The following is a 13,439-nucleotide window of genomic DNA, read 5'->3' as shown; positions in this document are numbered from 1 at the left end:
GGTCCTGATATCAGAATGCACTGACTTTTCAGTAAATGAACGTTTCCTTTTGTGGATGTTTATTGGGTCTGAGTATGAAATGAATTTAATACCCATTCATGTATATCAACAATATTTACAGGCTTATTTTGTGCAATAACATTCTGGTCAACAGAATAAACTGGTCCCAACGCCATTGGTCGTGCATTTCCGGCGAGAATTTTTAATTCGGGAATATATTCTGCCCCGACGTGTCCCGGTAAACGTTCACCTAGTCGTGACGCAAAACGTTCCGCGGCGAGTTCTGCATCAATCTGACACCAGATTTCCAGAACCTGCGTGACGCCCGCCCGTTGCAGATAATCCTGCAACACGTCTTTTGGCTGGAATCCAAACCACGCATCGGCAATAAAAGTGCTGCCCTGCGGTGCGCCGCCGATGATATCCCAGATAACCTGATAACTTGCCAGTCCGAGCACGCGGTTAAAAGGGCGATCGACATTTTGCATCCGCTGAAGAAACGGGTTTTTGATGCCATCCAGCGACAGTTGCAGCCAGCCGCTGTATTCAGAAAGCTCAACGGCGAGCCGGCTTTTACCTGACGCCGGGATCCCGTTTACCAGGATGACGCGTTTGCCGGTAAAGCCATTTCGTGAGGCGCTTCTGTTTTCAGACATGTTCCACCTGTTCAGTTTGATTATGGGCCGGGGCATGGAAATATTGCTGAATTACGGCCTGAAGTTCGTTCAGGCGCGGCACCGCCAGCGATTCGAGCCGGGATTTTGTCGCGCTGCGATCCAGCGAAATGCAGTCTTTCCACAACGAACGTCCGGCAATCACGCCTGAAGCGCCTTCGCTCATGGCATCCGCCACTTGTTTGAGGAAAGTGGCGTGGTCAACGCCCGCGGAAAGCACCGCCCACGGCACGTCTCCGGCCAGTTTCGTGATGTCTGCACAGGCCTGTTTTGAACCCGGATAAGGCAGTTTCAGCACCTTCGCGCCGCATTCCAGGCAAATCTTCGTGCCGCCATAAATCAGCGCCGGGACTTTTTCTTTATATTCTTCCTCGGTTTCGTTGTCGAGTTTATAGGTGAGGAACTCCACCACCAGCAGCAGGTCTTCGCGGGCGAAATCGTCGATGCACTGACGCAGGATTTCAATGTTATGGCGGTTGGCGGCTTCCTGATCCGAACGCAAATACACCATGATTTTTCCGCCGGTCGCACCCAGTTCACGCACGCGGCGCGCATCCACATTCGCCACTAACCGCGACAGACGGTAGCCTTCCGGCGAATTATCCCAGCCTGATGCGTCAAGGCCGATCAGCAGAGCGGTATCGCGGGCAATAATGCCGTTGTCCACCAGCTGCGGCACCGCACAGACCGGATCCACCAGCACGCAGGAGGCTTTGCTGGCGAGATATCGGGTGATGTCGGCTTTGATGAGGCCCAGTTGGTGTTCGGAAATCGCGGATTGTTGCTGTGGGTCGCTGGCGAGCAGGCTGCGCATGGCACCGCGCTGGTCACAGGCGATCACCAGCATCGCGCCATTTTTACCGCAAATCTGCTGATAGCTGCGTAATTCTGAAGTAGACATTTTTGACATGGAACTCTCCTTTGCGTGAAATTTATTACAGATGAAAAAATCTCGATTACACTGGACGTTCTGTCTTTGCCCCCTGGCTGACAGGGGCGGAAAAATCGCGTAACACGCCGGTTTACAAGGGTCTAAGCCCGATCCGGCACATTGCATTTTTACAGGTGTTGCGCAATAATCCCTCAATCGACGATTTAAGTGTAATTCATTACTGAAAGGAATTTCAAGCTGAAAGAGCCAATTTTGCAAGATATTGCAGCGACGCGTGCCATGATGCATTTAGTGGCGAAGCTGCATTACGAGTCTGATATGTCTCAGGTGGAGATTGCGCGCAAGCTGGAGGTTTCAACGGCGACAATCTCGCGGCTGCTGAATAAAGCCCGCGCGGCGGGCATTGTGCGCATCGAAGTGGTGGGATTATCCTCCCCGGAAGACATGACATCTGACCTGATCAACCGCCTCGGGTTGAAGCACGCGTATGTGGTTGATGCGCCGCCGGGCAATGTGCTGGGCGCGCTGTCGACGCCGCTGGCCGCTTTGTTGCAGGAAGCCGGTTTAGGTGCCGGTTCGGTGCTGGGCATTGGCTGGGGAAGGGCGGTACGCGAGGTGACGCTGGCCGGAATGCCGCGCCTGCCGGGCATTATGACCGTGGCGCTCAATGGTGGAATGCAGCAGTCTGCGCCGCATTTTCAGATCACCGAGTTCGTGCGCCGCGCGGCTGAACAGATGGAAGGCACGCCGTATTTTCTGCATGCGCCTTACATTTCTTCGGCAGAATTGCGTGATGCGTTTCTCGCCGACGGCAGCGTGCAGGAAATTATTTCCCTGTGGGACAAACTCGATGCGGCGATTGTCGGCATCGGCCTGACGCATACGCCGAAACCGAGTGAATCAACCACGGCGACGCCGGGCGAACAGGCGCTCAGCGACGCGGCGGGCGATGTGTTGCGCCATTACTTCACGGAATCCGGCGAGTTATTGCACTGGGAAGGCGAGGAGCGAATGATTGCGGCGTCGGTTGAACAGCTGCGCAAAACGCCGCTGACGATTGGCGTGGCCGCGACGCCGGAAAAAGCCGCCGGGATTATCGGTGCGGTGCGTTCGGGCATGATCAATTCGCTGGTCACCGACGTGAATACCGCGCAGGCGATTCTGGATAAACTGCCGGTGGCGTGAACGCTGTTTTCTTCACCAGAAACATGCACCAAAGAAAAAGGCATTCCCTTGGCGGGGAATGCCTTTTTAGCTTTCATTTGTCTTTCCTCAGCGAGTGATTTTGCAGGGTTTAAGTTGTGCTGCAATAAACAGCAGACGCCTCTCCGTAATAGTCATAGTGCGTTATTTTTAATAACGCGTTAAAAGTTTTCACTGTTCATAACTCGCTGACTGTAAATATTATTTTTGGCTGTTTATACAGACGAAAGCCTGTCAAAAAAATCTGAACAACTTCGCAAATTCTTTCCGCTATCTGCGTTTTAACGTCTGCCGTATTGTGATTTCCAGCAGCACAACAACACAACGTTAAATACAAACACACAACCTGACAATGCACTCTGAGAGGAAATGAAAATGTCTAAATTCGATCTGCTGGACCCACAGAACTCCACCCTGATTTTCATCGACCATCAGCCACAAATGTCTTTCGGCGTCGCAAATATTGATCGCCAGCAGCTTAAAAATAACACCGTTGCTCTCGCTAAAGCAGGCAAAGTTTTTAACGTGCCGGTGATTTACACCTCCGTCGAAACCGAAAGTTTCAGCGGCTATATCTGGCCGGAACTGCTGGCGGTTCACCCGGATGTGAAGCCGATTGAACGCACCTCCATGAACTCCTGGGAAGACGCGGCGTTTGTGAAAGCCGTTGAAGCGACAGGCCGTAAGAAACTGATTATTTCCGCATTGTGGACTGAAGTGTGTCTGACTTTCCCGGCCCTGATGGCGCTGAAAGAAGGCTATGAAGTGTATGTGGTGACCGATACTTCCGGCGGCACCAGCGTGGATGCGCATGAGCGTTCCATCGACCGCATGGTGCAGGCCGGCGCCATTCCGGTGACCTGGCAGCAGGTTCTGCTCGAGTACCAGCGCGACTGGTCACGCAAAGAAACCTACGACGCCGTCATGGATCTGGTTCGCGAACACAGCGGCGCCTACGGCATGGGCGTGGATTACGCCTACACCATGGTACATAAAGCGCCGCAGCGTAAGGCTTAATATCGTCATCCTGATGAGCCACCGGGCTGTCATCAAAGGACGTTTATGGGCGGTATCTATGCTGCCCCGATGGCCCCGGCTTTTCTCCTTAAACGGGCAACGATTATTCCCGGCTGTAAACGGAACAGATGCCGTCGAAATTCTGTAAATGTTCGCGCCACCACATGGCGGCATTGCCGGTGGCTTTTTCGTTCCAGGCCATATAGGCCTGATCGCGACGGGTTTCAGTATCCAGACGGCGTTCAACCAGCGCACCGCTTTCCAGATGCGGCGCGGCCAGATAGCGCGGCAGATAACCGCAGCCCAGACCGGCGACCTGTGCGTGAACTTTGGCGTTGAAGTCGTGAACGCTCAGCATTTTCTGCTCGTCCAGCACGCGCAAATCCGTGCCTGCGCCGTGACGCGACGTATCGTGAACCACCACCGCGCGGTACTGACGGATTTGTTCACGCAATAACGGCTCCGGTAGAGAGGCCAGCGGGTGATGCGGCGCGACGGCAAACACATATTCCAGCCAGCCGATAGGGCGATATTCAATACCGCTGCGCGTGACCGGTTCCTGCACCGCGCCGAAAACAATGTCGGCTTCGCCGTAGCTCAGCGCTTCCCAGCAACCGGCGAGCACGTCGTGGCGGAACAGAAGTTGCGTGTGCTGATGTTGTTCGTAAAAGCGGTCGATAAGCGGCGTGAGCAGGGCGAAAGGAACGGAAGCATCGACGCTGATCGTCAGTTTACTTTCCCAGCCGCTTTCGACATATTGCGCCTGTTGTTCCAGTTCACTGACCGCACGCAGCAAAATGCGGCCCTTTTCCAGCATCAGACGGCCGGTTGGCGTGAATGTCGCGCGGTGCCCGGACCGGTCCAGCAGTTTGATATTCAGGTCACTTTCCATTTTCTGCACGGTATAACTCAGCGCAGACGCGGTTTTAAACAGTCTGGCTGCTGCCGCAGCAAAAGTGCCGTGACGATCCAGCGCATCCAGGATCAGCAGCGCTTCAAGGCTCAGTCGCATTATTTCCCCCACCCCAAAAATTGTTTAACAACTTCCCAAAAAATTTCCGTTATCAATAACTGTTCGCATTTCGTATCGTTCATCAATATAACGCAACAATCAGTTAACCAGAACTGCGGTTAACCAGAAGGAACCTCCTGTGACTTACCCACATCAACCCGACCACATCACGATGGTGATTACGCACGGCGTGCAGCGCGATAAGCTGTCGGAATACGAAGGCTGGCTGGAAAAGCTGAAGGCGGATTCGGCCCGGTTTGCCGGTTGCGAAAGTGTTAACGTTTTACGCCCTGTTCATGGCGAAACGATTTACACCGTGCTGGTGCGTTTCGATAACATCGATAATCTTTATGGCTGGATCCAGTCAGACCAGCGCGAAACCCGCGAGGCCGCGTTAACCAACTTACTGAATGGTCGGGAATATATTGAAATGCGCACGCAGGCGTAATTTTCGCCGGTCAGAATTTACACTTTATTTTAACCGCCTTGGTTGAAGACTGTACGGATAGCCAGTATTATCGGCCGTTGTTTTTTAAACGATACCTTCTCCGATAACAGCAGGTCAGCGATTTTGTGGAATCCGGAAAAAGAGCTTTTTACCGAGCTTTATAAATACCCTGAACATCTTCGTCATACGCTCGAAAATTTACCTTCCCGCTCGGGGGTGTATATTTTCTATGGCGACGATAAAACCTTTCCGCTGTATATCGGCAAAAGTGTGAATATCCGCAGCCGCGTGATGTCGCATTTCCGCAACGCCGACGAAGCCAAACTTCTGCACATGACGCGGGATATCGAATACATCGAAACCATCGGTGAAGTCGGTGCGTTATTGCTGGAATCTGACCTGATTAAAAACCGGCGTCCGCTGTTTAATAAGCGTCTGCGCAACACGCGCAAGCTGTGTTCCATCCGGCTTCAGGGGCTGACTGCCACAATCGTTTTCAGCAATGACGTGGATTTTTCCCACACCGACGATCTGTTTGGCCTGTTCAAAACCAAAATGTCCGCGGTTGAAAAAATCCGCGATATCGCCGATCAGGAAAAGCTGTGTTATGGCGCGCTGGGGCTCGAAAAATTGGCAAAAAACCGCGCGTGTTTCCGGTTCTCTCTGGGGAAATGTGCCGGTGTGTGTTGCGGAAAAGAATCACCGGAAGCCCATCAGGAACGCCTGAAAAATGCGCTCAGCGCCCTGAAAGTCCGCAACTGGCCGTATCCTGGGCGCATCGCCATCGTGGAAGAAGCCAGCGGCGTGACGGAGTATCACGTTATCAATCACTGGTTTTATCTTGGCACCGTAAAAACGCTGGAAGACGCCAAAAAGTTCGATACCGCCGTTCCGCACTTTGACCGTGACAGTTATAAAATCCTCTGCAAACCGCTGTTTGATACAGACAGCCCGAAGGTGATTTTGCTGGACTGAAGGTAATAAAAAAGGCTTCAGATATGGGAGTCTGAAGCCCTTATATTTAATGCTTTCACACACCTTGCGGTGAATTAACGCATCGTTACAAACTCTTCCGCGCCGGTCGGGTGGATTGCGACGGTGTTGTCGAAGTCTTTTTTGGTGGCGCCCATTTTCAGTGCGACCGCGAAGCCCTGCAACATTTCGTCCATGCCGTAACCGATGCCGTGGATGCCGACGATTTTCTCTTCTTTACCGACGCACACCAGTTTCATGCGGCATGGCTGGCGGTGCTGCGTCACGGCGGTATACATCGCGGTGAACGCGGATTTATACACTTTCACGTTTTCTGCGCCGTACTGTTCGATAGCCTGCGGTTCAGTCAGGCCGACCGTGCCGATTGGCGGATGGCTGAACACGACGGTAGCGATGTTGCTGTAATCCAGATGCTCGTCCGGCTTGTTGTTGAACAGGCGCTCGGAAAGACGACGACCCGCTGCAACGGCCACTGGCGTCAGTTCGACGGCACCGGTGTTATCGCCCACCGCGTAAATGCCCGGAACGCTGGTGTTCTGGAATTTATCGACGACGATGTAACCTTTTTCGTTGGTGTTCACGCCGGTCGCTTTCAGGTTGAAGTTGTCGGTTTCCGGTTCGCGGCCAATCGCCCAAACCAGGCTGTCGACTTCAAATTCCTGACCGTTTTCCAGTTTCAGCGTGAGGCTGCCGTCTGCATTTTTCACCACTTCTTTCGGAATGGATTCTTTATGCAGCGCAGGACCTTCGGCTTCCATCACTTCAACCAGCGTATCAACCATCAGCGGATCAAAGGTGCGCAGCGGCGCGTGTTTACGCACGAACAGGTGAGTTTCCGCGCCCAGTCCGTTCATCACACCGGCGATTTCCACGGCGATGTAACCTGCGCCGACAACCGCAACGCGTTTTGGCATTTCGGTCAGATCAAAGAAACCGTCGGAATCGATGCCGTATTCTGCACCGGGAATATCTGGATGGCTCGGACGGCCGCCGGTGGCGATCAGGATGTGATCTGCGGTGATCTTCTCGCCGTTCACTTCAACGGTGTGTGAGTCAACAAAGCGCGCAAAACCTTTGATCACATCAACGTTATTTTTGCCCAGCACGTTGTCGTACGAGGTGTGGATACGGTCGATGTAGGCGGTACGGTTGGCGACCAGCGTTTTCCAGTTGAAACTGTTAACCGTGGTATCAAAACCGTAATCCGGGCCGTAATTGCGGATGGCTTCTGCGATTTGCGCGGCGTGCCACATCACTTTTTTCGGGACACAACCCACGTTGACGCACGTACCGCCCAGCTCTTTAGCTTCGATCAGCGCACATTTTTTCCCATACATGGCTGCACGGTTGATTGATGCGATACCGCCGCTGCCGCCGCCAATTGCCAGATAGTCATAATGTTTGGTCATCGGATTTTCCATGAGTTGTCAAAAATGAAGAACGCCATACCGGCGTCGCTAATCTTAAAAATTGCCTGTGAGTTTAGCGCGGGAATGAGTTTTGTCGCAAAGTTTGGATCAATGGCTGTAATAGGTTTGATAGCTGAGACCTTAGAAAAAGGTCTCAGCGAGGGGAAAAACTTTACTTACTCGGGCACAACCCAGTTCACGGTGGTGTGGCCGGTACCGGAAGGGACCAGCACTTTCAGCAACCACGGCAGCACGTTGTTCATCTGCTGTTCGAGCTTCCACGGCGGGTTAATCACAATCATGCCGGAGGCCGTCATGCCGCGCTGATCGCTGTCCGGACGCACGCCCAGCTCGATTTGCAGAATACGGCGGATGCCGGTCGCTTCGAGATCACGCAGCATTTTTTTGATTTGCTGGCGCATTACCACCGGATACCACAGCGCGTATGTGCCGGTGGCAAAACGCTTGTAGCCTTCCTGAATGCCTTTAACCACGTCCTGATAATCGGTTTTCATTTCGTATGGCGGGTCCATCAGGATCAGCCCACGACGGGACGGTGGCGGTAACTGGGCTTTCAGTTGCTGATATCCATCGGCTCGCGCAAGACGGGTACGGTCATCTTTCAGGAACTCACTGCGCAGCAGCGGGAAATCGCTCGGATGCAGTTCGGTCAGGTGCAGTCTGTCGTCTTCGCGCAACAACTGGCGGGCAATCAGCGGTGAACCCGGATAATAACGCAGGTTCTCGTTGCGGTTGAAGTGATTCACGACGGACATGTAGGCCGACATTTCTTCAGGAATATCATCACGCTGCCAGATGCGCGCGATGCCTTCCAGATATTCGCCGGTACGTTCGGCGTGTTCGCCACTCAGCTGATAGCGCCCGGCACCCGCGTGGGTATCGAGATAAAGGAAGGGCTTTTCTTTTTCTTTCAGAGATTCAATGATCAGGCTCTGAACGGTGTGTTTCAGGACGTCGGCATGGTTGCCGGCGTGAAAACTGTGGCGGTAACTCAACATAACTTTATCATTCCGGAGTGGCGTATTGGCGACAGTATAAACATTCGGCCTTCAAGTTGCCCGTAAAACGCCGCCATCTTACTTCCCGACCCAGCTGTTCTTAATTTTAAACATGTCCGCGCGGTTAAAACTGATGGAGTAGTTGAAGGCTTTACCGTCCTCCAGTTTGGTGACGCCGGAGACTTTCAGCATCGGGCTGCCGGTTTCGATGTTCAGCAATGCCGACAGCGTTTCGTCGAACAGCGCAGCTTCAATCACCGAATTGTAGAATTTAATTTTCCGGCCGGTTTTGTTTTCAATATATTCATATAAAGACGCTTTCTGTAAAACGGCTTCAGGAATTGACGCTATGACAGCGCAGGGAATATACGAGTCTTCGATCAGAACCGGCACGTTATCGACCAGCCGGATGCGGCGGATATAATGAATATCGGCATCCGCGTGAATATCAAGCTGAGCGGCGATATATTCGCCTGCGGCAATTTTGTTTAACGTAATCAGTTTACTGGAGACTTTGACCTGATTTTTAAATTCACGCGAAAAGCCCAGAATAGAATCGCTTGTGCCGTTGTTGAGCAAATAAACGTTATCTTCAATCACTTTAGTGACGTACATGCCTTTGCCGTGGATACGCTCGATAAAGCCTTCCTGTTCCAGCACATGCATGGCTTTTTGCAAGGTGACGCGCGTGACGTCGTAGTGCAGCGCTAATTCCCGCTCAGAAGGAATTTTATCTCCGACACGATATTCATTATTGAGGATCGCCTGTTTCAGGCTGTTTTTAATATCAATGTAGCGGGCGGCCATGGAGTAACGCCTTCTTGCAGCGGTTTATTTTCGGGCAGTATAAACAGAACATACTGAGGTGTCATCAGAGCGCGCCACCGTGAAAAACGGGCGGCGCGCGGGTGTGGCTAACGGAGTTTAATCAGCGCCGGTGCCGGTTGCTCAAAGGCACGATGCAATATTTCCATGGTGGTTAATACGTCCTGCTGCGGTACATACACCGGTTTTTTATGGATCAGCGTGTCATAAACCGCGTCATAAACCCGGCCGTAATCGCCGGTTCCGGCATCCACTTTTTCGGTGATCATTTCGCCCTGTACATTCTGATATTTCAGCACACCCCATTCTGGATCTTTGCCGAAATGATTGCTGCCCGGCATTATTCCGGATTTAAGCGATGTTTCCTGCTGGTCGATATTCAGTTTAATGAATGACCCGTTTTCGCCGTGAACAATGAATTTCGGGTAAGGCAGCATGACCAGATGGCTGCATTTCACTATCGCTTTGATATCGCCGTAATAAAGCTGCAATTCAAACGTATCGTCAGGGTTATTTTTATTTCTGACGGCGCGGATATCGTAATGCACAAATTCCGGCCGCCCGAACAGGCTGACGACCTGATCGATAAGATGCATGCCCAGCCCGTAAAACGCGCCGTGGGTGAAATCACCGGGCGCATCCGGCGCATCGGGGCGGAAATAGTCGAAATGGCTTTCGAACTCGACGAGTTTCCCGAGCACGCCGCTGTTAATCACTTTTTTTGCGGCCAGAAAACAGCTGTCGAAACGGCGATTCTGGAAAGGTGTGACCGTTAAGCCTTTTTCAGCCGCCAGAGCAAACAGCGCTTCTGCTTCCGCCAGCGTGCGGGTAAACGGTTTTTCGACAATGACGTTTTTCCCGTGCTCCAGACATTGCCGCGCGTAGTCATAATGCGTCTCCGGCGGCGTGCAGAGCGTCACCAGCGTGATGCTTTCATCGAGCAGGATATCGTTCAGATTGTCGGTGAAATGGATGCCCTGATATTCGCTTTCTGCTTCCAGCGCGGGGCGGCGGACCACATCGAAAATCGTCTTCACACGAAACGTGTCGCGGCGCTGAAAAACGTAAGGCAAATGGTAACGCGTTGCGCTTTTGCCGAATCCTATAAAGGCACTGTGTATCATCATGATAATAAACTCCCTTTGAGAAAATTTATGCACTGACCTGCGGCGCGTTTGCCGGGATTTCGGCGAGTTCGGCCGCCAGTTGTTTCTTTTCCAGCAAGCGGAAAAAAGGATAATAAATGATTGTCGAAATAATAATCATGACGCCTGACCAGATTGCAGCAGGAATATTTCCGCCGGTGGCAAAATACGCATTAAGGAACGGCGGCATGGTCCAGGGGATCTGCAAAACAGGGCGGCCAATGATATTAAATTCCATCAGGAAATAAGACATCGTACACAGCAACATCGGCGTGACGATTAACGGCAACATCATCAGCGGATTGAAAACCATCGGCACACCGAAAATGACCGGCTCGTTAATACAAAACAGGGACGGCGCAAACGCCATTCTGCCCAGCGATTTGTAATAACGGCTTTTGGAAACCATCATCGCCAGAACTAAACCCATCGTCGCGCCTGATCCGCCGGTACAGATGAAGAAGTTATAAAACCCTTCAGCAAAGATATGCGGGATTGGCTGATGACTGAGATAAGCCTGCGTATTTTCGACGATGAATTTCAGGAAGATCGGCGCGGTAATACCAGATAACACGTTGGTGCCGTGTATTCCGCAGCACCAAAGCAGGGAAATCAGAAACACCAGAATCAACATGCCGGGCAATGTTCCCAGACCCATCACCAGCGGGCTGAGGATCAGCGTGAAGAATGCGTTGATATCAAAGTGCAAAATCACCCTGACAAACCAGACCAGTGCCAGACAGACAAACGCCGGGATCACGCTGACAAACGACTGCAACACTGCAGGCGGCACGTTTTCCGGCAGCCGGATATAGATTTTATGCTCAATGAAAAAGCGGATGATATAAACGGTCAGCACTGACAGGATAATGGCGGAAAATAACCCCGACGCGCCGAGGTTATCGACGTTCAGCAGATAATTATCATCAAGCTGTGCCATCAGAAAAACGGCGACGGTAATGCCGCTGCACGTCAGCCCGTCGAGTTTATAATGCTTCGCCAGGTTGTAACTGATACCTATCGCGGCGATTAAACCAATAATGCCGAAGGTGACGATAACCGGCACATTCAGCGCCGTGCCAAAGGTGCCGAGATATTCCGTCCAGCCGGGAATAGGCAGGTTGGCAATAATTAAAAACACGCTGCCGGCAATAATAAACGGCAACGTGAGCGTGATGCCGTTTCTGACGGCAACCAGAATCACGTTTTCGCCGACTTTTACCAGACAGGGCACCACGCGGGATTCCAAAAATTTCATCATGCTATTTCCCCCGCTTTGCCAAATTTATATTGCGGTAAGAATGGCCGGTTGACCGCCAGATATTCATCGAGGATCTTCCCGGCGATATCCACGGACGGGATCAACGGATGCACCGACAGTGCCATTAACGCCGTGGAATAATCGCCGGTGACGGCGGCCTCTATGGTGAGCTCTTCAAACGCTTTCACGCTCTGGATCAGGCCGCGTATTTTCACCGGCAGGCGGCCATAGGCCAGCGGATGCGCGCCCTGACGGTCAATCATGGCGTTGGTTTCCACAACGCTTTCATCGTCCAGATCGCGCGTTGCGCCGCGGTTCGGCGTATTCACGACGTGGATTTCTTTCTTGTCGTTATAGATTGAGCTGATGATGGAGCAGGCCGTTTCCGAGTAGTACGCACCACCTCGGCTTTCCAGCTCTTTCGGTTTGGACTCAAGCTGAGGATTTTTATAAATCTCAAAGAGCTGCCGCTCTATTTCGCGGGTCTGCTCGCCGCGTGTGCCGTGCGCTTTGCTGTCCTGAAGGCTGTGTTCCACCATTTCCCGGCTGAGATAAAAGTATTTCAGGTAAGAGAGCGGGAACAGGCCGAGCGCGCGGATAAAATCAGGCGGCAAACCGATATCCGGGATGTTTTTTAAAGAACTGCCGCCCGCGCTTTTCGCCAGTTTTTCAATAAATTCGGCGGTGACATCCTGGCCTTGTACCGCAATCTGATCGGCAAATATCAGGTGATTCAGCCCCATGACTCTGGCGTAAACATCGCGGCGCTCAACGCCGTAAACGCCCGCAATATCCATCATCATGTTGTTCGCGCCGCTGCAAATCCCCAGCGTTTTGATGGGCGAATATTTTCCGATGGCTTCGGTGACAATCCCGGCGGGATTGGTGAAATTGATCAGCCACGCCTCCGGGCAAAGCCTTTCCATATCGCGACATAAATCCAGCAGGACGGGAATGGTGCGCTGCGCTTTCATAAAGCCGCCCGCGCCGGTGGTTTCCTGCCCGAGAACGCCGTATTTCAGCGGAATGGCTTCATCGTGAATGCGCGCCTCCTGCTGGCCGACGCGCAATTGCGTGGTGACGAAATCCGCGTCAAACAGCGCTTCATTGCGGTGGGTTGTGAGGTGAACCGTCATCGGTAATCCTGATTTCTTCACCATGCGTTTTGCCAGTTCCCCGACAATTTTCAGCTTCTCCGCTCCCGCGTCGATATCCACCAGCCAGTAATCGGTGACCGGTAATTCATCGTAGCGACGTATAAAGCCTTCAATCAGTTCCGGCGTGTAACTTGACCCGCCGCCCAGCGTGACAACCTTGAGTTTTTTCATCTTTCTCTCTTTCCCTGATGTGTTTTGGATTTTCTTAACTGGCATATGCCAGATGAAAAATAACACGATTAACCCTGCTGTAAATAAGGTTTATCCGGCAGGCAGAATGAATGCTGAAAAGTGCGAGGCAGATCCAAAATGAGAGTGATGTTTCAGATGGGAGTGATTGATAGGGTGAATAACTTCTTCTGGCGGGACAAATTCGCCGGATCC

General features: G+C 52.3%; 13 protein-coding genes. 4 read left to right on the top strand and 9 right to left on the bottom strand.

The genetic code is table 11. The features are described from left to right. Nucleotides 1-59: 59 nt before the first annotated feature. Both BV494_RS15975 and BV494_RS15970 read right to left on the bottom strand, forming a co-directional pair. Entirely contained in the window at nt 60-656 is a 597-nt protein-coding gene (locus BV494_RS15975; RefSeq protein ID WP_104923739.1) for a P-loop nucleotide/nucleoside kinase family protein, read from the bottom strand. Continuing rightward, nucleotides 649-1,584, bottom strand: coding sequence for a tagatose-bisphosphate aldolase (locus BV494_RS15970; RefSeq protein WP_104923738.1), 936 nt, complete (start codon nt 1,582-1,584; stop codon nt 649-651). The genes BV494_RS15975 and BV494_RS15970 overlap by 8 nt, the downstream gene beginning before the upstream one ends. 234 nt (nt 1,585-1,818) lie before the next feature. Here BV494_RS15970 and BV494_RS15965 point away from each other — a divergent pair, with 234 nt between their 5' ends. Both BV494_RS15965 and BV494_RS15960 read left to right on the top strand, forming a co-directional pair. Then, nucleotides 1,819-2,751, top strand: coding sequence for a sugar-binding transcriptional regulator (locus BV494_RS15965; RefSeq protein ID WP_104923737.1), 933 nt, complete (start codon nt 1,819-1,821; stop codon nt 2,749-2,751). A 393-nt stretch (nt 2,752-3,144) separates the two neighbouring features. Further along, nucleotides 3,145-3,786, top strand: a complete 642-nt coding sequence (locus tag BV494_RS15960) for a hydrolase (RefSeq protein WP_101077598.1) — start codon at nt 3,145-3,147, stop codon at nt 3,784-3,786. 103 nt (nt 3,787-3,889) lie between these two features. Here the strand turns inward: BV494_RS15960 and BV494_RS15955 are convergent, their stop codons facing one another. Continuing rightward, nucleotides 3,890-4,798, bottom strand: coding sequence for a LysR family transcriptional regulator (locus BV494_RS15955; RefSeq protein WP_104923736.1), 909 nt, complete (start codon nt 4,796-4,798; stop codon nt 3,890-3,892). A gap of 139 nt (nt 4,799-4,937) precedes the next feature. Here BV494_RS15955 and BV494_RS15950 point away from each other — a divergent pair, with 139 nt between their 5' ends. Both BV494_RS15950 and cho read left to right on the top strand, forming a co-directional pair. Next, nucleotides 4,938-5,246: an antibiotic biosynthesis monooxygenase gene (locus tag BV494_RS15950; RefSeq protein WP_104923735.1), complete on the top strand. Its 309-nt coding sequence runs from the start codon at nt 4,938-4,940 to the stop codon at nt 5,244-5,246. Nucleotides 5,247-5,369: 123 nt separating this feature from the next. Continuing rightward, nucleotides 5,370-6,221, top strand: coding sequence for an excinuclease Cho (gene cho, locus BV494_RS15945; RefSeq protein ID WP_104923734.1), 852 nt, complete (start codon nt 5,370-5,372; stop codon nt 6,219-6,221). A gap of 74 nt (nt 6,222-6,295) precedes the next feature. Here cho and gorA read toward each other — a convergent pair whose 3' ends face one another. From gorA to BV494_RS15915, 6 genes are all read right to left on the bottom strand, one after another. Then, the gene (gorA, locus tag BV494_RS15940) at nt 6,296-7,648 is read right to left on the bottom strand and encodes a glutathione-disulfide reductase (protein WP_104923733.1); all 1,353 of its coding nucleotides are present in this window, start codon (nt 7,646-7,648) and stop codon (nt 6,296-6,298) included. Nucleotides 7,649-7,824: 176 nt separating this feature from the next. Further along, nucleotides 7,825-8,667, bottom strand: coding sequence for a 23S rRNA (adenine(2030)-N(6))-methyltransferase RlmJ (locus BV494_RS15935; protein ID WP_104923732.1), 843 nt, complete (start codon nt 8,665-8,667; stop codon nt 7,825-7,827). A gap of 78 nt (nt 8,668-8,745) precedes the next feature. Continuing rightward, complete coding sequence (locus tag BV494_RS15930) at nt 8,746-9,474, bottom strand: GntR family transcriptional regulator (RefSeq protein WP_104923731.1); 729 nt, start codon at nt 9,472-9,474, stop codon at nt 8,746-8,748. 107 nt (nt 9,475-9,581) lie between these two features. Further along, complete coding sequence (locus BV494_RS15925) at nt 9,582-10,619, bottom strand: oxidoreductase (protein WP_104923730.1); 1,038 nt, start codon at nt 10,617-10,619, stop codon at nt 9,582-9,584. 25 nt (nt 10,620-10,644) lie between these two features. Further along, nucleotides 10,645-11,898 carry a PTS sugar transporter subunit IIC gene (locus BV494_RS15920; RefSeq protein ID WP_104923729.1) on the bottom strand — a complete coding sequence of 418 codons (1,254 nt, stop codon included), beginning with the start codon at nt 11,896-11,898 and terminating at the stop codon, nt 10,645-10,647. Then, nucleotides 11,895-13,226, bottom strand: a complete 1,332-nt coding sequence (locus tag BV494_RS15915; protein ID WP_104923728.1) for a 6-phospho-beta-glucosidase — start codon at nt 13,224-13,226, stop codon at nt 11,895-11,897. Before BV494_RS15915 ends, BV494_RS15920 begins: the two co-directional genes overlap by 4 nt. Nucleotides 13,227-13,439: the final 213 nt, after the last annotated feature.

Origin of the sequence: Rahnella sikkimica, from assembly GCF_002951615.1 — a bacterium.
Taxonomy (GTDB): domain Bacteria; phylum Pseudomonadota; class Gammaproteobacteria; order Enterobacterales; family Enterobacteriaceae; genus Rahnella; species Rahnella sikkimica.
The sequence above is the reverse complement of the archived record's forward strand: the minus strand, read 5'-3'. Positions and strand labels throughout refer to the sequence as shown.